Source organism: Arcanobacterium phocae, from assembly GCF_900105865.1.
GTDB lineage: Bacteria > Actinomycetota > Actinomycetes > Actinomycetales > Actinomycetaceae > Arcanobacterium > Arcanobacterium phocae.
In genome coordinates, this window is the sequence record NZ_LT629804.1 from 1,299,159 (window position 1) to 1,325,333 (window position 26,175).

Consider the following 26,175-nt stretch of genomic DNA (forward strand, 5'->3'; position numbering starts at 1 on the left):
AGGCGTAATATCAGTGTTTAGTATCTTAGAGGCTAACAAGGATCTATCGGAATTGAATGGTAATCGTCATAGCACCTTGCTTAGATAGTCAATAAAGGGTAAATTCCTAATCAATATCCGAGGGAACACCATACGTTCGCTTGATTGTGATACAAGTAGCTCTGCTGGGCTGCGTGAATTTTACTAGGACTTGCCATGACAATCGATATAAACGTGAGCCAACAAGCTATTCAGCACGTGTCTGCCCGAAGTTCCGATGTAGTATATGGTAAGCATATGACCTCTGCTTGGCTGGGTATTGATCTGTCTATGCTAGGTGCACAGAGCTTTATTCATCCACTTGTGCCTGAGAAAGAACCTTTCCACTATCCGAAAATGATGGCAGCCACTCGTGCTGCTGCTAATGGGGGTCTTGATTTCGTGGCTCTTTCGGCGGAGTTTTGTGCAGATGGCATGAGACCGCATGCAACATTGGATGCAGTGAATGTAGCGGCCCAATTGCGGGGAGTCGATGGAGCTGGGATTATTGCTGAAGTATTGGCCGAGCCCACTCTCATTCGTCAAGCTATCGATACTTTTGCTGTTGATGGAGCGGGCTGGGTCTCGCTTGCAGTGCGCATTCCACCAGTAATTGATTCAGAGCAATTAATAGCGGCATTTCGGGAGATTGAGCTAGCCGGCATCGGGCTAGTTGTTAATGTTAAGTCGACTGATTTAACATCAGACATTGTTCGAGTGGTTGCAAAGTATGCGAACATGGTGCGTCTTCAAGTGCCAGATCCGCATGTAGCGCGTGGTTTGCGGTACAAGATTCGCGCGATGGCTAACAGTATTGGCAGAGATGTTCCCATAGTTGTGGATCTGGGGGTAGTAATATCGGCGACCTCGAGCGCAGCAAATGAACGAGCACTCTTAGTCTCAGCTATTAACGGTGAAGAACTATTTAGTGATATTCCCAAGGTATGTGGGACTGTCTACGATGTAGCTGACGCAATTGAACGATGGGTGGGGCTAGGCGCAGCTGATGGTGTGGTAGTCCATCCGGCATCGTTGCCTACTGACTTAGCTTCGCTTATTCGAGGAGTAGTTCCGTTATTGAGTGGCCGTGCAGGAGTGAAAGTGAAACAACAGTCTTTGGTGTAATAGTGAAAGGCCTATAGCTAAGCGGACACGAAAGATCAAACTTTGTGTCCGCTTAGCTATGCCATGCGAAATTTACTGAGCTTCTTCAGACGTTGCCTCGTTAATCTTCGCACGAACTTCGTCCATGTCAAGCTCTCCGGCTTGCTTGAGAAGTGCTTGAAGCTGATCGCGCGACAGAGCACCAGCGCCCTCATATAGGCGGATACCATCGCGGAAAACCATCACGGTTGGAATAGACATAACCTGGAAAGCTTGAGCAAGCTCAGTTTGTTCCTCGGTATTGACCTTTCCAAATGTGATCTCAGGATGTTGCTCAGAAACAGCTTCGAAGGTCGGTCCGAACATGCGACATGGTCCACACCACTCTGCCCAGAAATCAAGTACGGTAATTCCACTATTCACATGGTCTTTAAAGTTGTCTGCAGTAATTTCAACGGTAGCCATCTAGAGGCCTTTCTCTTCGGTTTATCTAACCTGATTGTTTGACACCAAGAATAACGCATATAGCTTCCAGTTATTCCATGGCATGAGTCTTTTCGTTTTCAGCTGATTTGTCTCATGGTGACGTTGCTCTAGTGGATATCTCAGAAGAACAATCTCCGATAAAATGATTGGCATGACGAGAACTGATACCCAGATGAGGAACGGCCAGAGCGGTCAAGCATCGTACCAACCTCGCCGGATTGGCATTATGGGTGGAACGTTTGATCCCATTCATCATGGTCACTTGGTTGCTGCCTCAGAAGCTCAACATGTTTTTGATCTTGACGAGGTGGTATTTGTCCCGGCGGCAGATAATCCATTCAAAACAGATCGGCATATTTCGCTGGGAGAACATCGGTACCTAATGACGGTGATTGCCACGGCGTCTAACCCTCGGTTTTCGGTTTCTCGTGTCGATATTGATCGCGGCGGGAAAACATACACAATTGATACGTTGCGTGACATCCGTCTGGCATATCCTCACGATGAGCTCTTTTTCATTACTGGGGCAGATGTGCTGCCACAAATTTTGCAGTGGAAAGATTCTGATGAGCTATGGAAACTGGCCCATTTTGTAGGAGTTAGTCGACCAGGACATCAGTTGGATATGTCTGGTCTGCCGGAAGATGGAGTCTCGTTGCTTGAAATTCCTGCTATGGCAATATCGTCAACTGACATCAGAAATCGTGTAAAAGCCGGCATACCGGCGTGGTATTTGGTTCCCGATGGGGTAGTTCAGTACATCTACAAGTATCATTTATATAGACCAGAAGAAGCGCAGACAATTTCCATTGCTTCGATTGCAGGGGATTGCCAAGATGGATCAGGGGCTCGAAGCTACTGTAGGGAAGGAGCGGATAGGCATGAGTGATACTCCGCGCATGAGTCGCCGGCAAATGAGAGAGCAGGGTAAGTTAGCCGTTCGCCCTGCTGACGGAATTGACGTCAGTGAAACGACTGAGCTCCGTCTACGTCGACCTTCCCGCAAAGAGCTTCGTGAAGCTCGAAAAGGTGAGACGGGGACGCTCCCAGCAGTTTCTGATGCTGAGGAAAAGAATTCTCAACCAGAGCGTCTATCGGTTTTTGATAGGTTCGAAGTCGCTCAGCAAGATGAGGCTGAATCTACTACGAACGTAGTTCGTGACGAGACAGTCGAACCTGAAGAAAAGCGGGAAGTATCGCTAGAGGAAGTTGCGCCTGAGGATCTAGAATCTGATACTGATGATTCGATCGAGGACTCAGATGAAACTACGATGCGCGAACGTTTATTGTCGATGACTCGTCGTAACCACACGGAGGAGAATCAAGAAGTCGTAAATGGCGATATTTCGAGAACTTCTGTGATGCCTGAAGGGGCGGACCTGGACGACGACGAACTCAGTCAGCTTGTTGCTCCGGAAAAAGTCGACGATGAGTCTTTGGAAAAGAATAGCTCAGATTTGGTTTCAGATTCTGATGAAGCTATGTCTTATTATGAGGACGATGACGATAGTGTTAGTCCAAGAAGAACCATTCTTAATTACATCCTTCTTATATTGATTGCAACTTTAGTTGGAATTCTTGTAGGACTAGTCATAAATTCGTTCTTCTTCAGTGCTTCTCCAGCTTTCGAGCAAGAGGCTACCCTTCTACAGCAGTTCTTGTTGTAATTTATTTCGTTCAAACAATTTATAAAGGATTTTCGTGACCGCAACACAAGAAGCAATTGACCTAACGATCGTAGCCGCTCGAGCTGCTGCTGATGTTAAGGCGACTTCCATTACTGCTATTGACGTAGCTGATCGTCTCGCACTTACAGATACTTTTTTAGTAGTGTCTGGGTCAACAGAACGCCAGGTGCGTGCTATTGTTGATTCTGTAGAAGAAGCTCTGCATAAAGCTGGATGTAAGCGCCAACGCCGAGAGGGTATGGAAGGTGAAGCTCACTGGGTCTTACTGGACTTCGGCATTATTATGGTCCATGTTCAGCAAGATGAAGACCGTGAGTTCTATGCGCTTGAAAAACTCTGGGCAGACTGCCCGGCCGTCGAATTGCCAAATGATATTCAAGCTTCTGAAGCAGCGCAAGAATCTACACTCGCTGCTTATTTCTCTGGCGGTATTGAAAACGCCACTGGAGTGAATGCTACGTCGTCGGAATCTGACTGATAGTTGAATTCATGCCAGTCAAACGAATCATTCTTCTGCGGCACGGACAGACTAATAATAATTCTGAGGCTCGCATACAAGGTACTCAAAACACGCCATTGAATTCTGTTGGGCGTGCGCAAGCAGTGGCTGTTGCACAGCAGTTGTCAGAACTTGGCATCACGCGCATCATCGCTTCTGATCTTGAGCGCGCCTATGACACTGCGTTGGCAGTGGGTAAGCGTATAGGTTTGCCTGTCCAAGTCGATAGCCGTTTGCGCGAACGTGGGTATGGTGATTGGGAAGGGAGAACTTCCGCAGAAATACAAGCTAGTTATCCGGTTGACTGGAAACGCTGGCGTGCTGGTCAAGAGCCCGGTGTTGCTGGCGTCCAAACTCGGCGCGATAACGGTGAACAAGTGGCGCAGGCAATTAACGATCACATTGTGGCATTGGCTGACGATCCGAATGAGCACACGTTGCTTTTTACTAGCCACGGATCTGCGTTGGTCAACGGCGTTATGGTACTTATGGGGCAAGATCCATCTATTTGGAATATGCTTCAAGGTTTAGATAACTGCCATTGGGCAGAGTTACTACCAAGACATGGTGCCACTCCGCCTTGGCGGGTAAAGTCTTGGAATCGATTCCTTGTTGAAACCAGCACATAACCGAGTGGAGTGAGTTGTTTCACTAGGTTTTGAGGCTTTGTTATTTTGCTTTTCCATCTTCAAATATGTAATATTAATGAGGTCTTACGGGGCATTGGCGCAGTTGGTAGCGCGCTTCCATGGCATGGAAGAGGTCAGGGGTTCGAATCCCCTATGCTCCACCATCAACCGGTCGGGAGTTCTCGGCCGGTTTTTATGTGGTCTGGAACGCACCTATGCGTTACCGTAAATTTCACATATCGGGCATTTATTTTTGCGATAAAAAATGTTGCTAACTTGTGATGTTTGAAAGCTTTATGTCATTTACTATCCGTCCAGTGCGTAACATGTGTAGTGCGCTTTTAGTCCGGATGTTCGAAAATGTGTGTGATAAAAGTGACGTAAAGATAGATAATGTCTAATTTTCATTGTTATTAAATTGTTTTCTAAGAAGGCGACATCGTTATTTTGACCTGTCTCACACTGCCATTTTGGCACTAGTCGATTTTTTGTCAACTAATCATTGGGTGCACAATCTTCTTGTGGCCAGCAAATGTGGGTCACGTCATAAAGTAATAGATCAATGAAGACAGGGGCAAGACCATGACACGGAGAATTCTTGCAACAGTGGCAGGCACGGCAATACTTGCGGGTACGCTTATGCCAATCTCAGCTTTTGGGCTAGAAAATCCAGCGACGCCGGAGTCGCTGAAAACACCAGTCGTCGCAAATCTGACTGTAGATGACGCGAAACCGTCGTCGTCGGTGAATAACGAAAAAGATGCACCAGCGCCAGTAGCTACAGACGCAACTGGAGAAAAAGCAAAGCAGGAAACACCGTTAAAGAAGTCAGCGGCTACGCAGACTGACGGTGCGACTACTCAGACTTCTAACACGCGTGAGATCGATAAGTATGTTCGTTCGCTGCAGTATGATCCCGTCGGAGTGCTTGCCGTTCAAGGGGAGCATGTAGAAAATGTCCCGGTGACGAGCGAATCGTACAAGAATGGAACGTACACAGTTTTCAAGCATGAAAAGAAGTCGTTCAATAATCTTCGTGGCGACTTGTCCGTCATTGAAGCAAACAATGCCGCGATTTACCCGGGTGCGTTGGTTAAAGCCAACGAGAATCTGTCTAAGGGAAGTCCAACCGCCGTCGGCATCGAACGAGCACCACAGGTCATCAGCGTCGATCTTCCGGGCTTAGTTGACGGAAAGAACCGAAAGACAATCGACCAGCCAAACAAAAGTACTGTTGAACAAGGAGTTAATGAATTACTGCAGGGATGGACAAACCTACATGCTACCTATCCAAATCATGCAGCTAAGATCTCTTACGACGAATCCATGGTGAACTCGAAAGAGCAACTGGAAGCAAAGTTTGGTCTAGGATTCGAAAAGGTAGCGAATAAGCTCGATGTCAATTTTGAAGCAATTCATAAGCATGAACATCAAGCAGCTATCGCTTCGTTCAAGCAGATCTTCTTTACTGTTTCCACCGATACGCCCAATAATCCGCACGATTTATTCGGTAAAGATGTGACAAAGCAGGACCTTATTGATCGGAACATCGATGATAAGAACCCACTCGGCTACGTATCGAATGTCAGCTACGGCCGGCAGATTTTCGTCAAGCTGGAAACCGACTCGACCGATAATGAAGTCAAGGCAGCGTTCAACGCAGTGTTCAAGGGAAGCTTCGGCAACGGCAAAGCTGATGCCGAAGCAAAGTACAAGAAGATATTGAATCAGACTCGAGCAACGGTTTACATCCTTGGTGGTAGCGCCAAGAGCGGGGTGGAAGTCGCAACTGGAAACATCGATGATTTGAAGCGAATCATCAAGGAAGAAAGCACCTACTCCACAGGCGTTCCGGCCGTTCCAGTTTCTTACACGGTGAACTTCCTTAAGGACAACCAGCGCGCAGTGGTGAAGAATACGGGGGACTACATCGAAACCACCGCTACCACCTACAACTCTGGCTTCATTACCTTGCGTCACAAGGGAGGCTATGTCGCGAAAGTTGACCTGACCTGGGATGAGATCAGCTACGACGATAAGGGCGTAGAGCATGTCAAGCCATTCAAGTGGCATGGGACTTGGAAGGCACGCACTCGTGGATTCCGCGAGCGCATCCAAATTCCACCGAACGCCCGCAACGTCCACCTCATTGCTGGTGAAGCAACTGGCTTAGCGTGGGATCCGTGGTGGACCATCATCGACGAGAAGAATATTCCGATCGTCAAGGATAGAGAGATTGTTCTTCGTGGCACGACATTGAACCCATGGTTCAAGAATATTGTTCATGAGTAAACCCCGAACTCTATGGCGATAGCTGCTGAGGCCCTTCTGGATGAGATGTTCAGAAGGGCCTCAGTGTGCGGTAGACACTGGATAGCACTGGCTGAGTACCCGTTGCATAGTGCGGTATTCCTGTGGTGTCACAGAAAGATGCCAGTTAACTTTTACTCGTAGCTGTTGCTGGATGTAGGAGCAGTGAAAGCTGGCATCGGCGGGCAGCCACTGTGCTGCGTTTGCGGCGCCCTTGTCTTGATTTTGTTGCCCGTCTACTGCTAGGAGATTCGTAGGATCGTTGGCGAAGAGTTCCCGCTGGTGTGGTGGCCAGGTCCAGGCTCCAGATCGCCACGCATCGCCGAGCGCGACGACGTGATCTATTTGAACCAGTGCTGACGTTTCTTTTCCGCGGATAAAATATATCGTTTGTCCGGTATATGGTTCATCGAGTTTTCCTTCGACGACGACGCAGTTGTGGGTGCCTGATTTAAAAACGGGATCTGTGATGTCGCGGGCTAGAATGTCGTTTCGAGTATCGCAACCGTTATGGTCAATATCTGCCCACGGCTGGCCAAATTCGCTCCGGCGGTACGTGGGAGTTGAAGCATGTTCATTTCGAATGGTTAAGGAAGATAGGAGCTGCTGATTTTCAGGGTTCGGTATGAGGTACGACGGCGGAGTGGACAGTGGGCCGCGCCAATCGTCTGGTCCTATCTTCCAGCCGAACCGCTGTTCTAAGCCTGCTATGTCTGGTCCCAGACCAGGTAGTGCCAGCCAAGCACAGAGGAAGGCGGATAGAGCGTAGAGGATTCTATCAAGGCGGTGGCGGTTCATATTTTTATGATTGCATAGTAGACGATAGCTGATTTTTTCTTATCCACAAGGGACTGGTTTTCCACAACGGTAGTGATTCTCGACGTCGTCTGCTCACTAAGCGAGTAACTCGCTGACCAACGGAACGAGAAGTGTCCATGAACGCTGGAGTTGGGCCAAACGTTCCTCTCCGGTCGTGGTGAGGTGATAGACCTTACGGTTAGTACTCTCGTGGGCAAGGGAGGATCTATATCAAGCATTTAGCAATTGCGCTATCAACATAGCATAGGGCACTGCGCACAGTTAAGCAGTGTCAAGGGAGGGACGCGCGGATAGGCCCTAGATCGTTATTTTCGCAAAGTTGGCTGAACATATGCGTAGATTACAATAATTACAACGATAGAGATCGAAATAATAAAAGGTATGAGTGGATTCCAACCGTAGAGTGCGGTGGAAGCTGCTGGGGCAATCGCATAAGCGATCCCATTATTTGCATTAATGAGTCCCGCAACAGCACCTTGCTCGCTTGTGCTTGTCTGCAAAGTTGGGCCGGTATTATATCCGGGCATCGCGAATCCCATTCCTAGGCCGACCAAGACGCAAGCTATCCCCAATAATAGGTGTGAGCTGGTAGGCCACATGCATGCAACTCCAAGTAGTAGTACTATCAATCCCGTTCGAAATAGTTTGGCGGCACCCCATCGTGTTTTTGGTGCGATGACAGCCTGGGTAATGATCATTGTTACGCCCATAATTGTTAGGTAGACAGCGGTAACTGCTGCGGTGGCATCGGATGCAAGCAGGAACCTATCTTGAACGGTGAACCCGAAGATTGTTGCTATTGAGGAAAATACAATGAATAATAGTAGCCCGCTAATGAGCCATGGGCGTACCCGAGGGTCGCGAAATTGAATATGTTTGGGTTTTTCGATGAGTTTTGCCGCAACTTGCGGTTTGAATTTAACAATCAATACGATGACGGAGCTCAGCATAACTACCGGCATGACAACTAATGGGAGCATGAGGCCACCAATTGCCGCTAACAGGCCGCCCATGATACCGCCAACGATAGAAGCCATGCCGTATGCTGCTCCAATCATTCCAGTTGCTTTTACTCGGCCCGCTTCCGAGGCAGTATGCGTGACAAGATGAGTTTGGGCGGTAGGGGACACGGCAGAAATTCCAGCGCCGTATATTAAGCCACGCGTTACCATGACGCCGATAACAAGGCCAGGCCCTGCAAGAATTTTGTTCATGCCTAGATAAGAGAGTATTCCGAAGACTGTCAATGAAGTGATAGCGATCAACATTCCGGTCACGATGACTCGTTTGACACCTAGGCGTTGAGAGGTGCGGCCCCAATAAGAACTCATGACGGCTAAAACTATGGCTGCAAATGAGATAGTGAGGCCAATGTGCCATTCTTGTAAGCCCATTTCGCGCGACAGTGGTGCAATGATGGGATTGAGTAACATCTGTCCCAAAAATGCCAAGAATACTGTTGTTGTTACCAGTTTGGCTTGTGCAGAGGAAGGAATAGTCTCGGTTTTATTACGGGATTTGCTTGGGGTTTTCATATTTCTCACTTCCATCTAGAACACTGTTCTACATTGGCAAGTTTAATGACGGGCTGTAACGCTGTCAATAGTGAGGTACGGTGTAGATATGGGGAAAACAACCGCGCGCAGAGTAGGTCTAAACAAGGAAATCATCCTTGAGAAAGCTATTGATTTATCACAATCCAAAGGCATTGAAGGCTGGTCAATACGCGATATTGCTAGAGAGTTAGATGTGGTGCCCTCGGTTATCTACCATTACTATCCACATAAGGAAGCGCTATGTGATTCGGTTGTGGATCGGGTGTGCGCCGATATTGAACTTCCCGCCGAGGATCTTGATTGGAAGGCGTGGTTTAAAGCAGTTGCCCAAGTTATTCGCCCCGTGCTGTTGCGTTACTATGGCATTACTGATCGGTTTGCGCGCGGAAAGTTCACGACACAGTTCTTACCTGTCATAGACATCGCATACGAAAAGCTCATTGAGGCTGGTTTTGGAGATAAAGCCGAGTTGGCGTATGTGATCATTACAAACTCAGTTATCCACACAATTGGGGCTCGCAACCTGCGTTCTGTGCACCAGACGGGGGAGCGCCATGACCTGGATGCAATGTTGGAACGTTTTAAACCGATGATGAAAGATTCTGTGGGGCTGAGCATGGTGGTAGCTAACTATCTCGGTCCACTTTCGGATCCGGAGCGCGAAGAGGAACTCTCACAGAAATACTATGATTTGACAATCGCTAGTGTCCTCGAAGGTGTGGAAAGCGTCCTGTTGCCGCAAGCGAGTAATAGCAGTGATGCGCAGTCTTAGCCGCTATGGGTAAGTGTGGATCGTTCCGGCGACGTCGTGCGGTGGTCCTGACGTGATAGGGGATACACCCGTTCATCGGAGTAGCGATTAGCAGTTATCGGCGAAAAACTGCTACGATATTTGGAGCGGGGCATTGGCGCAGTTGGTAGCGCGTTTCGTTCGCAATGAAAAGGTCAGGGGTTCGAATCCCCTATGCTCCACCATTAGTACTCAACTTTTGATACATGGAATTGAGTACGGACAGAACCCTTTGGGCTACGCGTTTTGCCTAGTAATTCGCGGGATTCGAGGGGTTTTGTTTGTCTGTTGGTACTGTGTGGGCAGGTGCAGTTGATGGTTGCGCGGGCCGAAAATCAAAATCAGGGGAATTCTTGGGCCGGAAGCGAGAGCATGCATCAAATAGTAGGGGCATGCGTCAAAGGGTATAACGTAAGCGTCGAATAGTATATGCGGGTAGGTATGCAGATACCGATTTTTGAAGTGCCCCGGGTTTTGTTCCTAGGCACGTGCCTTGATTTCTATTATTTTCTTGGGCCGGTGTTGCCGTTCCAAAATTCTTGTTCAACCTCAGCCGGTGTACGGTAGCCCAAGCTCTGGTCAAGCCGTGACTCGTTCCACCACGAAACCCATTCAAACGCCCGCGATTTCTACATCAACCACGTCCCATCCATGACCGCCTATGAATCAGCTCATTCTTGAAATGAACCGTTGACGTTCTCAGCCAAAGCATTGTCATAGGAATCGCCAACCGTCCCTGTCGAGGTAAGTAATCCCATGCTCGGCAAGACGCTCATTGTAAACAATGGACACATATTGTGAGCCGCGGGTTGCAATGGTGAATCAGCCCAGTTGTTTTCTTCGCACATACGATCGCCTGATTGAGCGCCTGCAACAGCAACGCTTTACGTTCGCATTGAACCGACCAGCGCCCACCCGATAAATCCGTCCGGAGTGAACACATCGGTTATAAGAGCGGTGTAGAGAATACCCCTTACGGGTACGGACATAGGAAATGTCACCCCACCCACAATTGATTCGGTCCGAGGGCTCGACATTCACGTTTCACCAAGTCTAGGCGAGTATCTAGCCCTTGAGGTTTGCGAGTTGTCACAGGCAAGCGGCCCTTACCTTTACCACTAACTCCCTCCAAGGCGCATCAAACGAGCGGTTTGCTCACGACCAATATCTTTTCTCCTCACGGCGCAACGCGTGCCACATCTTAACCAGTCCCGTAGACATTGTAGTTACTTTCATGAACCTCAACGATATGCTCTATCAGAGCAGCATCACGCAGGCTACGAGCACTCACACCACGGGATTTTGATTGACGATAGCCACGAGAAGTGATGAAACCACCAACACGGTGAGTGTTTAACGTCTTGCAGATGAACTCGACAGAGAAACGATTTCGATACTCATCAATGAACCGAATCATTTCCGACGTTTCGGGTCGAGTTCCGACGCGAAAAAAGCCGACGCTGCTTATCTGAACTCATTAGTATCGCGAAGCTCCTGATTTTCACGGCGTAGCCTCGCATTTTCGACTTCCAAGTCCTGTGGGCAAGCGTTCAAGAACGCGTCCTTCACGACGAGCTACCTGAGTCCATTGCCGAGCAGTGTGCCAAGAAACACCTAGTTTCGGTGCCACAATCTTGCACGCTTCTTGCAAGGAAACATTCTCCGCCACAATACGGTCTTCTACCAAGCGGACGACGCGATCCTTCGCATCCTGATCAAATTTCTTTGGCATAGTCCAGATTATCCCATCTACTCAAACGGAACAAAACCCGGGGCACTTCACTAGTTAGTGTTAATTGTATCTGGGCATTTAAGGTATGCGAGTGTTATTTTCCTTCGGGGCAGGGGAAGTTTCGCTAGTGTTGAGTAAGCTGAATATATCTTTCGTTTATGGCAGCGCGACAGGGTTTAACGATGACGAGTTTGTGGGCGCGTGACATGTGTTCCATGGCAGAATAGTGCGTTAGCAGTAGGTTGCAATCGCCTTCTTCGCATCGGTCGACACCCAGCTCGACTCGAATAAATCTGATACCAAGTAGTTAACTCCACTGCATGATGTAAGTGGGCGTTCCAAGCTCGTCAGCGGCGTGATACTGAAATTGTAGACAGGCATACCTGCTTCGTCGGCCAAGGGAGGCGGTATCCTATGGGGGTCTTTAAGTTTTTCCTGAACGTTGATATTGAGTGAACTCTACCGTATGAGAATTTTGGAATTACGTTACTTTGCTTTAAGAGTTAGGGTTGCGTCCATTAAAAGTTGACTATATTGTGACTATATAAATCATGAAAGTTGGAAGAAAAATGAAATAAGAACCTATATTCAGGATCGCGTTCGACTCGCCAGAGCGGATTCGTGCGAGAGATGTCCAAATGGCCGCTGTTGCTTTCTTGGAAACTCGAACTGTGTTTATTGCGGGCGCGCTTGAAACTTCGGATCGCGCGGTAATGGTTACCTATGATTTACCGTCAGAAGGTCGCTGGACCATGATTAAGACGGAAACGAATCTGTCAGACCAAGTCTGGAAGTCGTGGATTATGAGTGTGGATCAAGATGGCCGGTTTATTGATGAGCCGAGCCGCCCCAATCGGTCGATGCAGTTTTCTCAGGTTGCGATGAGTCATGATAGTAAGAGACTGGGTTTCTTTGATGGTGAGGTTCGCCCAGGTGAATCGATCCTGAAACAATTCACCATTGAAAGTCCATCACGACGTTTCTATATGTCTCATGGAAAACGTGCTAATCCAAATGCGTTGCCGAGTGAAGCGGAAATTTTGAACGAAATTGAATATGGATACGATCTGGACCCTGCTTATGAAATCTTCGTACCTGTCGAAATTCGATTCTGAATGCGGTAGCTCGCATCAATATCACTTTACACCACCTTCTGACCTTCTTGATAGTGAAGTGGGTCGTTTTTATAAGGATGTTGATTGGGAAAATGTACATTCTCAAAGGGCTGTTGATCTGAGTAAGGATGATGTTGAATGTGTGATAATAGGGGGTGGTTTGTCTGCGATCACTCTTGCGGCGTATATGTTCCACAGCAACATCCAATTTTTGCTGGTTGATCCGCATGCGACATTAGCCGAAAGGTTTCGTAAGCAGGTTGAATCGACGTCACAGCGTGTGATACGTTCGCCTTATGAGCACTACGTTGGATGTCAGAAAGTCTACGATTATTCCCTCCTGGACTTCGCGAAATTGCATTATTCAAGACTCTCAAAACGTGAAAAGGAGCAGGTTCTATTGGCGACAGCAGGGCATAGAAGTGTGGTTCCTGTTGACTTGTTTCTTGCGCACGTTCTAATGCAAATTAAGACACATAAGCTTAACGAGTGTCATGTGAGAGATCGAGTGGTTAACTACCGACGAAATGAAGAGGGTTTCGACGTGGAGCTCGAGTCGGGGAAAGTGTTGAGTTGCTCTTATGTTGTTAATGCTGTAGGAGAAGAGATCAGAAGAATTCAATGTCAAGACCCTCGGATTGTTGAATGGGACTCTGGCAGGATAGCAGGAATTTCTTCTCGAAACGTGCTGGTAGTCGGAGCGGGCCAGACTGCCGCGACTGTCACCGAAGCTTTGGTGGGCAATGGTTGCGCAGTCGACATTGCGTTTCCAGATAGTCGATTTTTCTTTCGATGTGTGGACTCCACTCCTCATTTTTTCCGACCCGCGGGGAGGGTTGAGGCAATGAAAGACTGGAATAATATCTTATTCCCACCCAGTGCAATGGTGGAATATGAGGAGCGCTTTGCGAATTATGAGCGGTCAGGGTTGATTAATCTTATTCCAAACGCCTTTTTGAGTGTTAATGATCAACTTCATCCGCATATTTCTGTGGATGGAGAAAGTCTGGATTTAAGTAAATATGATTTCATTGTTCCTTGTCTTGGGCTTCAAATGAATGAGGATGTGCCGCTTGGGGCACTGCGAGGTATAGATTCATCCATCGGTGAGCGAGAATATGTCATTGGTGCAAATGCAAAAGGCGCTATTGGTCCGGTTGCGAGAAACATTGACGGTCATCGTGTTATTGCGGAGCGTATCACTCGATCAATTTTAAGCTGGAAATGTGGCTTGGGTTATGAATAAAGATTTGCGGTACGAGAACCTTGTTAAAGATCTTTGGACTCCGCTTAATTTGCCTTTCGAAGAGCGAGTACTTTTAAGTACTAGCCGTTTTAAAATCGCCTTGGCACTCAAACACGGGGAAGGGTGTCGAGAAGATGCAATTTCCCACCTTGGTGTCCACCTTTTGGTGGCGGAAATTGATGAGCATGACTCCAGGAAAATAAATCTCAACGAGCTTATTGAATTTGAACAACATATTTATGGCGAAACGCTACGGAAGCTAAAGAACTGGCCGCCACGAGGGCGGTACCATTATGATATCTATAGGTTGGTTTGTGAAGAACTTTCCGTTTCTATGCCTGTTTCATGCGGTCTTTGCTTGCGTGCCGCTGCTCTAATGATGCCTTTGAGGTGAAAGTATTGAATCCGGAGAACGTGCTTTATCGTAAGTTATACACTACGATGCTCATTAATTTGATCGGCGATGCTATTGCCCAGCTCGCGCTTCCGTTAGCTTTTCTTTACGCTACTGGTTCGATCGTATTGGCATCAACTCTTGCTACTGCTACTTTAACGACACAGTTATTCCTCACTTTACCGCTGGCAGCGATCGCTGATCGGTTACCGCGCAGGAAGATTGTTTTTGCAGGCTATCTCGTTGAAGGTGCGTGTTTGACAGCGCTGGGATGGCTATTGTTGGGCGGTGTTGTGAATCTTGCGATCATAGTGCTTATAGGTGTTATTCGTGGCGCGGTAAGTGAATTAGGCTCAGCTGCAAGTGCGGGCTATGTTCCTCAGGTTTTGGGACGCGAGTCCATGCTGAAATTTAACTCTCGAGTCGAGACGATAGAGGGAGTTGCCGCAATCGGCGGACCATCGATTTCAGGTGGTTTGGTAGGGATTCTTGGCGGAGCATATGCGATGTTTGTGCCTGCCATATTGTCATTCCTCAATGGTGCTATTTATTCGCGGCTTCCAGATAAACCAACGCTGCGTAAAGATGGGAACGAAAAGAAATTCTCGCTTCGTGTTATCGCTCATGATGTGTGTGAAGGTATTGGCTATGTGGTCAAGAGTCGTACACTTGCCGCAATGATGGCGGTACAGTTCGCATTGGGAGCAACAACTGCGGGCTATGCGTATGGTGTTGTGGTTCATCTCGATGTCAATTTGGATCTCACCCCGTGGCAGGTTGGTTTCACGATGGCTGCTTCTGGTGTCGGGGGAATTATTGCTTCTCTAGTTCTCGAGCGTTTTGTTCCGTTGAAGAATTATCGTTCTGTTCTTCTGCTTTCTCTCATGGGTGTCGGGGTTATTCTTGGCACGTACTGGCTTGTTAACTCGGTAGCGTTAGCGTCGGCCGGTTTATTTTTCCTAGATTTCTGCTGGGTTGGCTTGTTTATTTATTCGGGTACATTGAGTCAGTATGTGACCGATGACGAGCATCTTTCGCGTGTGGATTCCATCGGTGGCCTGGTCTTTTTAGGTGCCTCATCTATTTCTGCTCTGCTCGCGGGTTTACTGATCGTCGATGGCCATGTTGCGACGTATCTTGTTGTTTTGTCCCTGACTGTTATTCCGGCGCTCGTGTCTTTAGTGTTCGTCAAACATGACCAGTAACTGATTCAGATTCGTTAGGGGATGGACAGGGCATCTGTTTAAAACAGCCAGCTTTGTAGCACATAGGGTGTTCTCTAGTGCTTGCGTTGTCTACAGGCTCTTAGAATCGTGTAAGCATTATTGTTTTATGTGACGACGACGGAGATACAACTAGCATTCGCCACCGGCCGGAAAATAGGCATCGTTCACAAAAATTTCTTCGGTGACCCAAATTGTCTGTAGTAGCGTATTGCTAACCTAAAACATGTCCATCGAGGCGTATACTCCGAAGGCTTCTCGATATCGATCAAGTAGGCTCGGTGCTCGACCACCGCATCAATAAGGGGATCGTAATGGCCAGGGCATAGGTGAGTACGGCGGCCCCCATTGTTCCCTCGGATGACACGACATAAACGTCAACCGTGCTGGTGAGATAGTTATGTTATCTATTTTATACCGGGACAATGATGAGAGGAGCTGGAGTTATTCTGTGAATGAAATTTAGTAATTCTCGGAAAATAGTAATGCAGTCGAGCTCATATCTGCTAAGATGGATGCGTGCATCACGGCATATCGTTTCAAATGCGCACTTTACCCATATTCGATTAGTGTTAGCTCTTCCGAAGAAGGAAGTGAGACTAAAATGAAGCGATCTATATCTACAGGCTTGGCCACGATCGTAATGGTGATGGGAGCCGCATTGACTGCATCTGCACTTAGCTACGCCGGATCGAAATATGGTCAGTACACCTACACCTCCGGATCATTTATCTCGATCAGGGACAACGCTGGAGATCGAAAGTTTCCCGCTGTTAACTACAAGTATGACGGAGGAACGAAGCAGGACGGTTTAGCAAATAAAAGTGGTTACGGCACAACAGTAACTAAGTATGCTCCTAGTAAAATTACTGCTATTCAGCCATGCCTGTCTCGCTCTGCGCCTTTTCCGATGGGCTGTGGCGACTGGATTTACTAGTAATCGGAGTGTGAATGTCGTATCAACACCTTATTCAGCGGTTCAATGCAGGGCTCACGGCATTCTTCGTCGTCATGTGTATTTTCGCCCTAGTGGCGATTCCTGCTGAGCTTTGCTTATCGAGTGGATAATACTTTTATTGATTCTCGTCTTGTAGGGGTGTTGGAGCTTGAACCTCTGAGTGATGATGCTGAATTGCCTGCTGGGCTAACGCAATGGCTCGAGCCGGGTCATATCGCGGTGTCTCGGGCTGCGGAGCAGTATTCGGATATTTTGGAGAGCCAGTTTGGACCAATTCAGAGTGTCATTGACGACGCGGTGATTCTGGACGGTGAAGTTGTCGTCTATTATCGGCCGAGCAATGGAAAAGCTTTTATCGATTTAGCCAGGGACGAAGATGGAGTGTACTTCTCCTCAGGCTTCGCCAAAAACGCTCATGAAGGTGCACTCTTTGGGGATGTGAACTACGAGCAATGGTCACAGTACCTGTTACCGGTGACTTTTTTAGTTTTTGCCGTACATCTTGTGTTGTTCACAGTTTTATTGGTGATTTTGGGGCTACATGCAACCCTTGCGGTGCTGTGTAGCCTCATGACGAATCTCGTGGTGAAAAGACGAAGTATAGATCTGCGAACCAGTGTATTTTTTCGCTGGGTGATCAATCATCCCTATGAAGCTTCACGGACGGGTGCTTTCGCAGGAAGTTTCGTCGCTATTGGAGTGATTCTCGTGGCCCTGTTTGGAATTATTGCTGGAGCTCAAATTCCCCCGCCTAGACCTCCGGACGGATTCCAGATTGTCAAGACATCACTGAATTGCTCTGGAGACTACGCAACCTGTTTAGATGACGCAGCATCGACTATTGCATCGCAGGATCCTGCACTAGCCGTTTACGTGGCGGCTTATGGTCAAGGTGTTGCAGAAATAAGTGCAGGGCAGGTGGATTCAACCACTCTCCACGACTACGTTCAACACACATTAATTCCTGGATATGGTACGCAAGTCGATAAAATCTCTTTAGAATCTCGATGGGCGTGGATTTACACGATTTCTGAGCAAGATGAAGATCTGCTATCACAGATCCAAGGAATCGATTTCGATACCGCCATTATTCCTCTATCCATTGTTGATGGAGAGAGCGGCCGTGCGATCGCACAGATATATAGACAGCAAGCAACATGGTTAACACTTTTTACCACGCTTGGTTTTGTTTACGCGATGACATCAGTATGGATGCAGTACGCGCGGGAAACGAGTACCCATGCAAAGGAGTTCGCATCCATCGCATCTTTGACTGGCAAATCTAACGTGATTGCACGAACTGTCACGATGCGTCACGCAACAGTAAATATTGTGACGGGAATAGCCTCACTTGGCATAGGAATCTTCCTCGCGAGCCAGTTCTTTTTCACATTTGGCGGATTCTTCCCATGGGGATTCATAGTTAGTATGGGAGTCATCTACCTACTTTTTATCCTTACCCAAACAATTCTCATGTACGTCCTCATTAAGAAGGAAGCCACTAGCTGGCTACCAGGAAAGAGCTGAAAATGAGCATCCTACAATGTCACAACCTGTCATGTGGTTACACGACTCCCTTGTTTACCTCGTTCAACCTTGAGATCGACGCCGGTGAGACGGTAGCGATCATGGGTCGTTCGGGCGTCGGAAAAACCACCCTCTTGACGACAATCCTAGGCATGAACCGACCACTGGAAGGTAGCGTCCTCGTTGACGGAACGAATGTTCACCGACTCAAATTCGATCAACTGGCACGTCTCCGTTCCACAACAATTGGTACCGTCTTTCAAAACGGTGAACTTATGAGCGGCTACACCGCACTTGATAATGTTATGTTGCCGCGTCTGCTCTGGGACAAAAACGATCCAACCGCTCGCGACGAAGCGGCGTGGCTATTGCGAGAATTGGATGTCGAAGAAACCCGAATGGCAGAGCAGCTATCTGGAGGGGAACGCCAACGTACTGCGCTGGCACGCGCCCTCATCAATAATCCACAGCTGATACTGGCAGATGAACCCACTGGCGCACTCGACACTGAGTTACGCGAAGAAGCCATGGACTTGCTACTAAGCCAGATATACCAACGCAAGTGTGGACTTATGCTCGTCACACATGATCCCACCGTCGCCGCAAAAGTGGATCGGACCGTTACCTTAGTCCGCTAGCAGAGATAGGTTTTCACATTTGTGGGCTTCAAAGAGGTATTTCCGAGTGGTCAAGACCGTCTATCATTCGATTTGCGTGTAAGGTGCTCAAGTTAGTTTTGGTCTTTCTTGAAGTGTCGATCCGGAGTCGCGCTAACCCGGCGCTGATGAAATGGATGTACCTGACTGATGCCGACAAGCAGGGGGCTTTGAATTCCTATCGGTCACGCAAACTCTACTGTATTCAGCGTTTGCAAAGCCTTGATGATATGTTTTGGCTTGCTGATTATTTTGGTACCAGGGTGAACGACGCCGTCGACAATATCATTTAGCGTCAAGAAATCCGATATAAGACGATTTCGCAGACCAGATTGATAATTGATAATACTCCCACGCGATACCGCTGGATATTGCACGGCCAACGGTTTATCCATCGTGGAGTGGTGGCAATAGCGAGGGAATCCCGTAAGCTAAACTGGTTTGCTCTGCCTAGGGGCAGTCTGGTTATGTCAGAGAAGTGTGGAGAGAGTGGAAATACTGCGCGCTAGGCAGTTAGATATGTTTCGTCGTCATCTGTCATCAGCGATTAACTTGTTGGTCAACGGAACGAGAAGCTTCCATGAGTGACGAAGTTCTGCTAATCGTTCTTCACCAGATGTAGTGAGATGGTAGACCTTACGTCCAGGTCCGCCGTCACCTTCTGTCCAGACAGGTGTACAGTATCCGTCGGATTCTAGCCGAGCTAAGACAGGGTAGAGGTGGGCACCTTTAACTCGATCAAATCCGCGTTCTGCTAAGCGTAACGACAAGCTGTACCCATGCCCAGGCTCGTGGTGTAGTTCAGCTAGTAAAAGCATTGGTAGTAGGCCGCGTTGGAAATCGGCGAATTGAGTCACGATAATCTCCATTGTTTACGGGCAGCTTGCCAATCGTGCCAGCATGAAAAGGTGGATATGGAGAACAATACGCTACCGCAAATTCCAACCAGCAGGATAAACCAGTGGCCTGCAAAACTTTCACCAATTATCCTCGCGATTACCCAACTAAACAGAGCTAAGAGGGAAACCGCAAGAAGCGCTAGTTGTCCCAGTATCTCATTGCGTTTTGCATGGATGACAGCACGATGATTATTACATGCTAATTCGTAGGCGAACTGGTGTGCGGCCCCGAATTCTTCCTCGGCCAAGACTGGTTCGGAGGATGTGCTTTTTATAGAAAGATGGTATCCCAGTTCCGGTAGCGTGGTGTTAATGAGTGATGAATTGTATTGATAGCTCATACGCAGTATCCCTTCGAGTTCGCTCAACCAGATGCGGTTCAGTTCGTTAGTGTGATCGCCTTGGTGAAGTTCCCACATTCTGAGCGCGCCTTGATGTGCCCGCCGAGCATCTTGCTTTTTGCTAAAGACGTTGACGGCAATGCCGAGTGTGACACCTAGTGTCGCAGCCAACAGGGTAGGTATCGAGCCGTAAGAACTATCTAATGTTTGTCTGTCCCAAATATGAAGTGGTAGGCCTAAGGCTAGGGCCACCGAGGCGAGCAGCGGAGTGGCGGCTAGTAAAGACCGAAGAAGACCACGGCGATAATAGGTTATCCGGAACACGACGAAAGTTGCTACTGTCAGCGAGACGTAAGTGAGAAATATTAGTGTGTTCGCTGAGAGACTGATCTGCCAGCTGAAGTCACCTTGTATCCACTCGGAAATGGGAATCCCTATTGAGAATCCTGTGATCAGGGTGCCAACAAAGCTCAGAGTGTTCCACACAGTCACTTCTTGTGCTTGTGGAGCTTTTTGGAAAGGATATTTGGCTAGGTACTGGGCCACTGCTTCGTCGATAGTTATCCAGTCATCAGAATGCTGAGGATCGAGACTCAGTTGCTGGAGTAATTCTAGCTGGCGATCTGCCTCTGCTTGTGCTGTATCGAGGCTAACGCTATGGTCTGCCAACGCTCGTCGGTATTCATCTGTCCACTGCCTTTGGTATTCGGAAAGTGCATCGGTGTTGCTCATAGTTGCCCGCCTCCATAATTAGATGCTGTCAAAAATAGAGTAGCAGGTATTTGCGTCTAGTGTAAATATATACTAGTGAACTGTCATGAGGTGAGAATTATATAGCCGTAGACGATTTCGTATCCGCCCGCGATAATACGCCCATGCTGGTGCGAACAAGCCGAAATACGTCCATCGAGACGCATTCGCCACCGGCCACTCAACTACCGATCTCACAGCTCAGCTGATCCTACCGATAGGGTTCTATCCATTGCGATTTCGTGGGGCAGAGGTTTTTTATCCGATGATGTATTAGGGTGTATATAGGTGAAATTTGAATAAACTTTGAAAGTGCGGTCAGTGTCGTGGGTGAGGTTCTCCAACTTTTATGGACTAGGCAGTCCTTCTTCTTCGATCTAATTCTCCAACACCTGCTGATTTGCTCCATCTCTATTGTGATGGCGTGCATCATTGGAATCAGCTTCGGTGTTGGTGCAGCGGAGCGTAAACAAGCCAGCGGAATAGTGATGGGCACAGCGAATTTCGTTTACACCATCCCGTCGATTTCGATGCTCGGCTTCCTTATACCATTGTCTGGAATTGGTAATACCACCGCCATTATTGCATTGACTATTTACGGTCTACTTCCAATGGTTCGAGCAACCTACACCGGTCTAACGAACGTAGATCCATTGCTTGTCGAAGCCGCCCGTGGAATGGGTTCGACTCCTCGGCAGTTGCTATGGAAAATTAAAATGCCGTTAGCTCTGCCCGTGATCATTTCAGGATTGAGGAATATGGTTGTTATGACCATAGCGCTCGCGGGTATCGCCTCATTTGTTGGAGCTGGTGGTCTTGGTGTGGCGATCTACCGTGGAATTACCCTCAATAATACTGCGATGACGGTGGCGGGCAGTTTACTTATCGCTATCTTAGCCCTCGCCTCAGACGCTTTAATTGGTGTGTTTGCGAAACTTCTCGCGCCAGGTGCTAAGCGCAACCGCTTTGCCGTCGGTGCTCTGGGCACCACGTTCGTAGCTGCTCTTCTTGTGCCGCTCGTTGTCGTAGCTTTTCAAGCAAGTGGGACTACTATTCACATCGCAACTAAGCCGATGACTGAGCAGTACATCATGGGCGAGATCATGAAACAAAAGATTGAGGCTGAGACTGACCTGAAGGTGCAAGTCACCCAGGGTGTTGGCGGTGGAACCTCCAATATCCAACCCGGTATGGAAAAGGGAGATTTTGATATCTATCCCGAATACACCGGAACTGGATGGGCTGCAGTGTTAAAGAACGATGGAAACTATTCTCAAACTGATTTCTCGCAGCTAAACCAGCAGTACCAAAGCGATTATGACATGGAGTGGATCACTTCATATGGGTTCCAAAATACCTACGGAATAGCTGTTCCCGATGAACTCGCCAAGCAGTACAACCTGAAAACTATTGCCGATCTTGCACCGATCGCCGACCAGTTAGTGTTCGGGGCAGAACCTGATTTCTTTGAGCGGCTCGACGGATACAAAGGCTTGACCTCGGCATACCGAATCGAATTCGCTAGTACAAAAGATATCGATGTTGGTTTGAAGTACGATGCTATGAAGAGCCGGCAGATTCAGGCGATGCCAATTTTCACCACCGACGGTCAATTGGCTGGTTCTGGTCTCACCGTATTGCACGATAATCTCGGTTACTACCCAGCCTATGATTGCATGAACGTTGTTCGCAGCGAGATCTTGCGTCAGTATCCGCAAGTGCGTGAGATTCTCGAGAGCCTCGATGGGACGATCGACGAAGAAACCATGATTTCCATGAACTCACGGGTTGAGAACGAAGGCGCTACCCCTGCTGAGGTAGCAGCCGACTTCCTCGCCCAGTTAGAGCAGACGAAAGGTGCCGCAAAATGACAGCGCAGCCATCCAATGAAGGCAACGAAATCATCATTAGCTTCGACGATGTAAAAAAATCATACGGCGATAAAACCATCATCGAATCGCTGTCCCTTACTGTGAAGCGAGGGGAGTTCTTAACGATTCTAGGTGAATCGGGCAGTGGCAAATCTACGCTTTTGAAAATGATTAACGGGCTTGTCACCCCTGATAGTGGCACTATCATGGTGGCTGGTACCAAGGTTGCAACTCCGGCTCCAGATACTACTGAACTGGTTAAATTGCGTCGCCGTATCGGATACGCAGTCCAAGGTTCGATACTTTTCCCGCACCTGAGCGTAGCTCAGAATATCGGTTATGTTCCAAAGATTTCCGGCGCATCAAAAGAAGAAATCAAAGCTGACATCGAGCGTGCCTCGAAGATTGCCGGTCTCGATGCAGAGTTATTGGATCGCATGCCTGATCAGCTTTCTGGTGGACAAGCGCAGCGAGTCGGGATTGCTCGATCAATTGCAGGGCGTCCGGAGCTTTTGCTTATGGACGAGCCGTTCGGAGCAGTCGATGAGATCACCCGCCGAGCTTTACAAGACGAGATTGTGGACATTGTTCAACGTGAAGGCCTGACTTGCTTGTTCGTCACCCACGATACGACAGAAGCGCTCAAGCTGGGTTCGAAGGTGTTGGTATTGAAAGACGGTGACATCGAACAGTACGACACTCCGGACCAGATCGCTAACCATGGAGCAACTGAGTACGTGCGCACGCTGATTAACCATCAGCCTGCCTGAATCAGTTTTCCTTCCGGTCCTGGCGGCGGGTACGCTGAATCCGGCTCGGACGTAACCCTTCTGGATGCTTCATCAACCAGCGAGATCCGAACGACGATTCGTTTTCGATAGTAGACAGCGCAGCACGCTGTTGCTTATGGATCAGGCGTACTAGGTCGCGTTGGGTTACCCAGCCTGCGATTGTTTCGTCGTCGTTGACGACGACGACGGCGGAGGCGTTGTTGTCGATCAGTGACGAAAGGACCTGGGTCGGGAGCATCTCGGGCGTGATATGGGTATGGTCCAGATCGATGGCGGACAGCGGCGTATCTGGCGAGATTCCCTCGGTCGATACGTGCGCCCAGATCAACGCGGTGAAACAACCAACGTATTTTCCGTCGTCGTCAGTAACTGGTATCCGTGTTCCGCGTGTGCGGACTAAGACGTGGTTTGCTTCGCGAATCGTTGCCGAAGTAGTGACCGTAGCAGGTACCGGCGTCATGAGCTTTGCGGCTGGGACGCGCCCAACCAATGTGTGGTCAACAGGATCGTCGAGAATGTCGCCGCGCCGAATAAGTTTGGTTGTGTAAATCGTCTTACGTGTTAAGAACCGGCTGATGGCGGTAGCAACCACCACAGCTAGCATCATCGGCATGATCAATGAATACTGGCCGGTCATTTCGATAATGATGAGAACGCCAGTCATGGGGGCGCGGGCAGCGCCAGCAAATGCCGCTCCCATTCCGATGACACCGAAAACTGAGGCGGAAGTGCTAGTCAGTGGAGCAATTGCTTGGCCGAATGCAGAACCTACCATCGCACCAATGAAAAGAGTTGGGGCGAAAACACCGCCAGAACCACCAATGCCGATGGTGGTTGCGGTGAAAATTGCGCGCATGAGTGCCAAAAGGAGTAAGAATCCGATAGCGTATTTACCTTCGAGCGCATCGAGCTGAATCGGATATCCTGAGCCATACATTTCTGGCAAGAAATAGAGCATGACGCCGATTGCGATACCGCCAATTCCGGGGCGAGCCCACTCTGGCAGGTGGTAGACGGCGTCGATTAAGTCTTCTACCGCATAGAGAATCTTCGAAAAACCTAGCCCAGCTAGTGCCGCAATGAATCCAACCAGAATAATCAAGATAAAGTCGATGCTATTTCCTACCCGCAAAACGTAGGGGATTGCTACTACTGGTACGTCTTCTAAGAAAATGTGCCCGACCAGCGAGGAAGCAACAGCTGAGATCACGCACATACCGAATGTCTCGGCAGTGAAGTTAATGAGAATGAGTTCCAAGGCAAAAACTGCGCCGGCTAGGGGAGCATTGAATGTTGCCGCGATACCAGCGGCTGACCCGCAACCAACAAAGAGGATAACCTGACGGGTGGTCAGATGTAACTTATTGGCGATTGAGGATCCCAACGCAGCCCCAACTTGGACGATTGGGCCTTCACGGCCAACTGAGCCACCGCCGCCTAAAGTTAATGCCGACGCAATAATTTTTACTACGGCAACAGCGCCCGGAATTTTTCCGCCCTTCCGTTTCACCGCGAGCATGACCTCTGGAATGCCATGACCGCGTGCTGAAGGAGCCCATTTCGTGATCATCGGACCATATATGAATCCGGAGATAACGGGAGCGAGGATAACGAACCATGTACCCCAACCTAAATAGCCGTGGCCAGCACCCGCATGTGCGGAATAGTCTGAGTAGCCGGTCATGAGATAGGTCCAGCCCTCGATACAGTAGTGGAATACTACCGAGGCTAAGCCGACGACGGCGCCGATTACCGCCGCGATGATAGCGAGCGTTGAACGATGGGAGCCCAGGATTTTCGTAAAAGACTTCATGCTGTCAGGTAAGCTTTCCGGTGCTGTTAAAAGACGGGGTTTAATCATGTTTAGGATACACCGAGTTACCGCATTCTTCCGGCTTGGAACTACGCAGGAGATTACCAGAAAGCTGTTGAGAGCAAAGGGTTTTCCGCAACAGCGTGCGGGATATAGATCTCGTGCGCATTATTAGGCATGAGCGACGGAACACAAAACGTAACTAAAGTCCGTTGGGCACTGATAAACGGACGACGACGGACCAAAGCTCCTAACGTATCAGAACGAGGGGTACAGCTGGGTGTTTAGACGACTTGGAACACTAGTTGCGCTATCTCTTAGGTAACGACAGGGGTTTGGTTTGCAGTTATTGCAGAGATTTTTATATGTGCGGATTTTCTTAATAGCCCACTCATAGTGAGAGCTTGTAGCAGACACTGTGTAAGAGCCCAAAGACGTGGTGCCGGTAAAAGAAAAATACTTTTTGTTAAATAATTCCTCGTTGCTCAAGGTGTGTACTCTTGCCAGAACGTCGTCATGTGTGGTTTTCAAAAGTGCGAGTGCCTCACGGTAGGTAGTATTTTGGTGTTTTTCCTTGAACTCTTCGTTCAATCCGGCATAATTATTCCAGGTGTATGGGGAGGGGAGGAACGTGTGTTTTTCTCCAGCCATGTTAGCGTCTACCCACTCCAACCATAATCGCTGCCATTCGTAGAGATGAACGATGATGTCTTTGCAATTCTTGTCACGTTGCCAGTGGGCTTCTGATCCGTTATCTGCGAAGACGAGCGGAAAATCAGTTACACAACATGTGGGTGGTATTGATTCCAAGATTCCTAGCAACTTTTCGAATTGTATGTTGTTAGCGGTAATCAGTTCGTTTTGAGTTTGAGGTCTAGCCATAGCGACAATTTTAAGTGAGGGATGGAAGGTTAGTCCGGCATTCGCTAAAAACAGGGGCGGGTAGTCGATGCAGAGTAC

27 protein-coding genes and 2 tRNA genes are annotated in these 26,175 nt (G+C 48.5%); 19 read left to right on the forward strand and 10 right to left on the reverse strand.

From position 1 onward, the window contains the following. Positions 1-195: 195 nt before the first annotated feature. Positions 196-1,143, forward strand: a complete 948-nt coding sequence (locus BLT51_RS05815) for an LLM class oxidoreductase (RefSeq protein ID WP_091280966.1) — start codon at positions 196-198, stop codon at positions 1,141-1,143. Positions 1,144-1,215: 72 nt separating this feature from the next. Here BLT51_RS05815 and trxA read toward each other — a convergent pair whose 3' ends face one another. Then, a complete protein-coding gene (trxA, locus tag BLT51_RS05820; protein ID WP_091280969.1) occupies positions 1,216-1,587 on the reverse strand; it encodes a thioredoxin in 372 nt (123 codons plus the stop codon). A 172-nt stretch (positions 1,588-1,759) separates the two neighbouring features. On the opposite strand from trxA, the gene nadD reads away from it, so the two are divergent. From nadD to BLT51_RS05850, 6 genes are all read left to right on the forward strand, one after another. Next, a complete protein-coding gene (gene nadD, locus BLT51_RS05825) occupies positions 1,760-2,497 on the forward strand; it encodes a nicotinate-nucleotide adenylyltransferase (protein WP_231943914.1) in 738 nt (245 codons plus the stop codon). Then, complete coding sequence (locus BLT51_RS05830) at positions 2,490-3,275, forward strand: hypothetical protein (protein WP_091280972.1); 786 nt, start codon at positions 2,490-2,492, stop codon at positions 3,273-3,275. Before nadD ends, BLT51_RS05830 begins: the two co-directional genes overlap by 8 nt. Positions 3,276-3,309: 34 nt before the next feature. Further along, a complete protein-coding gene (gene rsfS / locus BLT51_RS05835) occupies positions 3,310-3,774 on the forward strand; it encodes a ribosome silencing factor (RefSeq protein ID WP_091280975.1) in 465 nt (154 codons plus the stop codon). 11 nt (positions 3,775-3,785) lie between these two features. Beyond that, complete coding sequence (locus BLT51_RS05840; RefSeq protein WP_091280978.1) at positions 3,786-4,424, forward strand: histidine phosphatase family protein; 639 nt, start codon at positions 3,786-3,788, stop codon at positions 4,422-4,424. A gap of 88 nt (positions 4,425-4,512) precedes the next feature. Further along, positions 4,513-4,588: transfer RNA gene (locus tag BLT51_RS05845), tRNA-Ala, on the forward strand. A gap of 418 nt (positions 4,589-5,006) precedes the next feature. Further along, the gene (locus BLT51_RS05850; RefSeq protein ID WP_091280979.1) at positions 5,007-6,716 is read left to right on the forward strand and encodes a thiol-activated cytolysin family protein; all 1,710 of its coding nucleotides are present in this window, start codon (positions 5,007-5,009) and stop codon (positions 6,714-6,716) included. Positions 6,717-6,776: 60 nt separating this feature from the next. Here BLT51_RS05850 and BLT51_RS05855 read toward each other — a convergent pair whose 3' ends face one another. Together BLT51_RS05855 and BLT51_RS05860 are read right to left on the reverse strand one after the other, a co-directional pair. After that, the gene (locus BLT51_RS05855) at positions 6,777-7,532 is read right to left on the reverse strand and encodes an HNH endonuclease family protein (protein ID WP_091280982.1); all 756 of its coding nucleotides are present in this window, start codon (positions 7,530-7,532) and stop codon (positions 6,777-6,779) included. 326 nt (positions 7,533-7,858) lie between these two features. Further along, a complete protein-coding gene (locus BLT51_RS05860) occupies positions 7,859-9,088 on the reverse strand; it encodes an MFS transporter (protein WP_091280983.1) in 1,230 nt (409 codons plus the stop codon). Positions 9,089-9,176: 88 nt separating this feature from the next. On the opposite strand from BLT51_RS05860, the gene BLT51_RS05865 reads away from it, so the two are divergent. Then, positions 9,177-9,881, forward strand: coding sequence for a TetR/AcrR family transcriptional regulator (locus BLT51_RS05865; protein WP_091280985.1), 705 nt, complete (start codon positions 9,177-9,179; stop codon positions 9,879-9,881). 127 nt (positions 9,882-10,008) lie between these two features. After that, positions 10,009-10,084, forward strand: a tRNA-Ala gene (locus BLT51_RS05870). Positions 10,085-10,570: 486 nt separating this feature from the next. Here BLT51_RS05870 and BLT51_RS09105 read toward each other — a convergent pair. The 3 genes from BLT51_RS09105 to BLT51_RS05880 form a co-directional block, all read right to left on the reverse strand. After that, positions 10,571-10,747, reverse strand: coding sequence for a hypothetical protein (locus BLT51_RS09105; RefSeq protein WP_157672928.1), 177 nt, complete (start codon positions 10,745-10,747; stop codon positions 10,571-10,573). Positions 10,748-11,100: 353 nt separating this feature from the next. Further along, positions 11,101-11,316 carry a hypothetical protein gene (locus BLT51_RS05875; protein WP_091280988.1) on the reverse strand — a complete coding sequence of 72 codons (216 nt, stop codon included), beginning with the start codon at positions 11,314-11,316 and terminating at the stop codon, positions 11,101-11,103. An 84-nt stretch (positions 11,317-11,400) separates the two neighbouring features. Continuing rightward, complete coding sequence (locus BLT51_RS05880) at positions 11,401-11,631, reverse strand: transposase (protein WP_091280990.1); 231 nt, start codon at positions 11,629-11,631, stop codon at positions 11,401-11,403. Positions 11,632-12,269: 638 nt separating this feature from the next. Here BLT51_RS05880 and BLT51_RS05885 point away from each other — a divergent pair. The 8 genes from BLT51_RS05885 to BLT51_RS05915 all read left to right on the forward strand — a co-directional run bounded on the left by BLT51_RS05885 (position 12,270) and on the right by BLT51_RS05915 (position 19,043). Then, positions 12,270-12,746, forward strand: coding sequence for a DUF6423 family protein (locus BLT51_RS05885; RefSeq protein ID WP_091280992.1), 477 nt, complete (start codon positions 12,270-12,272; stop codon positions 12,744-12,746). Further along, positions 12,712-13,992, forward strand: coding sequence for an NAD(P)/FAD-dependent oxidoreductase (locus BLT51_RS05890; RefSeq protein ID WP_157672929.1), 1,281 nt, complete (start codon positions 12,712-12,714; stop codon positions 13,990-13,992). The genes BLT51_RS05885 and BLT51_RS05890 overlap by 35 nt, the downstream gene beginning before the upstream one ends. Further along, on the forward strand, positions 13,985-14,386 hold the full coding sequence (locus BLT51_RS09110; RefSeq protein WP_157672930.1) for a hypothetical protein: 402 nt from the start codon (positions 13,985-13,987) through the stop codon (positions 14,384-14,386). Before BLT51_RS05890 ends, BLT51_RS09110 begins: the two co-directional genes overlap by 8 nt. Then, on the forward strand, positions 14,338-15,591 hold the full coding sequence (locus BLT51_RS05895; RefSeq protein ID WP_091280998.1) for an MFS transporter: 1,254 nt from the start codon (positions 14,338-14,340) through the stop codon (positions 15,589-15,591). Before BLT51_RS09110 ends, BLT51_RS05895 begins: the two co-directional genes overlap by 49 nt. A 622-nt stretch (positions 15,592-16,213) precedes the next feature. Further along, entirely contained in the window at positions 16,214-16,546 is a 333-nt protein-coding gene (locus tag BLT51_RS05900) for a hypothetical protein (protein ID WP_091281001.1), read from the forward strand. A gap of 123 nt (positions 16,547-16,669) precedes the next feature. Next, positions 16,670-18,094 (forward strand): hypothetical protein, encoded by a 1,425-nt coding sequence (locus tag BLT51_RS05905; RefSeq protein WP_091281004.1) that lies wholly within the window; start codon positions 16,670-16,672, stop codon positions 18,092-18,094. Positions 18,095-18,096: 2 nt separating this feature from the next. Next, on the forward strand, positions 18,097-18,732 hold the full coding sequence (locus BLT51_RS05910) for an ABC transporter ATP-binding protein (RefSeq protein ID WP_091281007.1): 636 nt from the start codon (positions 18,097-18,099) through the stop codon (positions 18,730-18,732). 146 nt (positions 18,733-18,878) lie between these two features. Further along, complete coding sequence (locus BLT51_RS05915; protein WP_157672932.1) at positions 18,879-19,043, forward strand: hypothetical protein; 165 nt, start codon at positions 18,879-18,881, stop codon at positions 19,041-19,043. Between the two features lie 237 nt (positions 19,044-19,280). On the opposite strand, the gene BLT51_RS05920 is transcribed toward BLT51_RS05915, so the two are convergent. Then, complete coding sequence (locus tag BLT51_RS05920) at positions 19,281-19,607, reverse strand: PadR family transcriptional regulator (protein WP_197672569.1); 327 nt, start codon at positions 19,605-19,607, stop codon at positions 19,281-19,283. Further along, positions 19,604-20,722: a hypothetical protein gene (locus tag BLT51_RS05925; RefSeq protein ID WP_091281016.1), complete on the reverse strand. Its 1,119-nt coding sequence runs from the start codon at positions 20,720-20,722 to the stop codon at positions 19,604-19,606. Before BLT51_RS05925 ends, BLT51_RS05920 begins: the two co-directional genes overlap by 4 nt. Positions 20,723-21,159: 437 nt before the next feature. Between BLT51_RS05925 and BLT51_RS05930 the strand changes: the two genes are divergently transcribed. Both BLT51_RS05930 and BLT51_RS05935 read left to right on the forward strand, forming a co-directional pair. Further along, positions 21,160-22,611: an ABC transporter permease/substrate-binding protein gene (locus BLT51_RS05930; RefSeq protein ID WP_197672570.1), complete on the forward strand. Its 1,452-nt coding sequence runs from the start codon at positions 21,160-21,162 to the stop codon at positions 22,609-22,611. Then, entirely contained in the window at positions 22,608-23,381 is a 774-nt protein-coding gene (locus BLT51_RS05935; protein ID WP_091281022.1) for an ATP-binding cassette domain-containing protein, read from the forward strand. The genes BLT51_RS05930 and BLT51_RS05935 overlap by 4 nt, the downstream gene beginning before the upstream one ends. A 1-nt stretch (position 23,382) precedes the next feature. Here the strand turns inward: BLT51_RS05935 and BLT51_RS05940 are convergent, their stop codons facing one another. Together BLT51_RS05940 and BLT51_RS05945 are read right to left on the reverse strand one after the other, a co-directional pair. After that, positions 23,383-25,215 carry a chloride channel protein gene (locus tag BLT51_RS05940; protein ID WP_091282629.1) on the reverse strand — a complete coding sequence of 611 codons (1,833 nt, stop codon included), beginning with the start codon at positions 25,213-25,215 and terminating at the stop codon, positions 23,383-23,385. Between the two features lie 258 nt (positions 25,216-25,473). Continuing rightward, positions 25,474-26,097, reverse strand: coding sequence for a ClbS/DfsB family four-helix bundle protein (locus tag BLT51_RS05945; RefSeq protein ID WP_091281025.1), 624 nt, complete (start codon positions 26,095-26,097; stop codon positions 25,474-25,476). Between the last annotated feature and the right edge of the window lie 78 nt (positions 26,098-26,175).

Coding starts and splice junctions, on each gene's coding strand:
- BLT51_RS05880 (WP_091280990.1), bottom strand. CDS start 11,631: ATGCCAAAGAAATTTGATCAGGATGCGAAGGATCGCGTCGTCCGCTTG.
- BLT51_RS05875 (WP_091280988.1), bottom strand. CDS start 11,316: ATGATTCGGTTCATTGATGAGTATCGAAATCGTTTCTCTGTCGAGTTC.
- BLT51_RS05860 (WP_091280983.1), bottom strand. CDS start 9,088: ATGAAAACCCCAAGCAAATCCCGTAATAAAACCGAGACTATTCCTTCC.
- BLT51_RS05865 (WP_091280985.1), top strand. CDS start 9,177: ATGGGGAAAACAACCGCGCGCAGAGTAGGTCTAAACAAGGAAATCATC.
- BLT51_RS05890 (WP_157672929.1), top strand. CDS start 12,712: ATGAAATCTTCGTACCTGTCGAAATTCGATTCTGAATGCGGTAGCTCG.
- BLT51_RS09110 (WP_157672930.1), top strand. CDS start 13,985: ATGAATAAAGATTTGCGGTACGAGAACCTTGTTAAAGATCTTTGGACT.
- BLT51_RS05900 (WP_091281001.1), top strand. CDS start 16,214: ATGAAGCGATCTATATCTACAGGCTTGGCCACGATCGTAATGGTGATG.
- BLT51_RS05855 (WP_091280982.1), bottom strand. CDS start 7,532: ATGAACCGCCACCGCCTTGATAGAATCCTCTACGCTCTATCCGCCTTC.
- BLT51_RS05815 (WP_091280966.1), top strand. CDS start 196: ATGACAATCGATATAAACGTGAGCCAACAAGCTATTCAGCACGTGTCT.
- BLT51_RS05935 (WP_091281022.1), top strand. CDS start 22,608: ATGACAGCGCAGCCATCCAATGAAGGCAACGAAATCATCATTAGCTTC.
- trxA (WP_091280969.1), bottom strand. CDS start 1,587: ATGGCTACCGTTGAAATTACTGCAGACAACTTTAAAGACCATGTGAAT.
- BLT51_RS05945 (WP_091281025.1), bottom strand. CDS start 26,097: ATGGCTAGACCTCAAACTCAAAACGAACTGATTACCGCTAACAACATA.
- BLT51_RS05940 (WP_091282629.1), bottom strand. CDS start 25,215: ATGAAGTCTTTTACGAAAATCCTGGGCTCCCATCGTTCAACGCTCGCT.
- BLT51_RS05930 (WP_197672570.1), top strand. CDS start 21,160: ATGGCGTGCATCATTGGAATCAGCTTCGGTGTTGGTGCAGCGGAGCGT.
- BLT51_RS05840 (WP_091280978.1), top strand. CDS start 3,786: ATGCCAGTCAAACGAATCATTCTTCTGCGGCACGGACAGACTAATAAT.
- nadD (WP_231943914.1), top strand. CDS start 1,760: ATGACGAGAACTGATACCCAGATGAGGAACGGCCAGAGCGGTCAAGCA.
- BLT51_RS09105 (WP_157672928.1), bottom strand. CDS start 10,747: ATGTGCGAAGAAAACAACTGGGCTGATTCACCATTGCAACCCGCGGCT.
- BLT51_RS05910 (WP_091281007.1), top strand. CDS start 18,097: ATGAGCATCCTACAATGTCACAACCTGTCATGTGGTTACACGACTCCC.
- BLT51_RS05915 (WP_157672932.1), top strand. CDS start 18,879: ATGAAATGGATGTACCTGACTGATGCCGACAAGCAGGGGGCTTTGAAT.
- BLT51_RS05885 (WP_091280992.1), top strand. CDS start 12,270: ATGGCCGCTGTTGCTTTCTTGGAAACTCGAACTGTGTTTATTGCGGGC.
- BLT51_RS05850 (WP_091280979.1), top strand. CDS start 5,007: ATGACACGGAGAATTCTTGCAACAGTGGCAGGCACGGCAATACTTGCG.
- BLT51_RS05830 (WP_091280972.1), top strand. CDS start 2,490: ATGAGTGATACTCCGCGCATGAGTCGCCGGCAAATGAGAGAGCAGGGT.
- BLT51_RS05895 (WP_091280998.1), top strand. CDS start 14,338: ATGCGGTCTTTGCTTGCGTGCCGCTGCTCTAATGATGCCTTTGAGGTG.
- BLT51_RS05925 (WP_091281016.1), bottom strand. CDS start 20,722: ATGAGCAACACCGATGCACTTTCCGAATACCAAAGGCAGTGGACAGAT.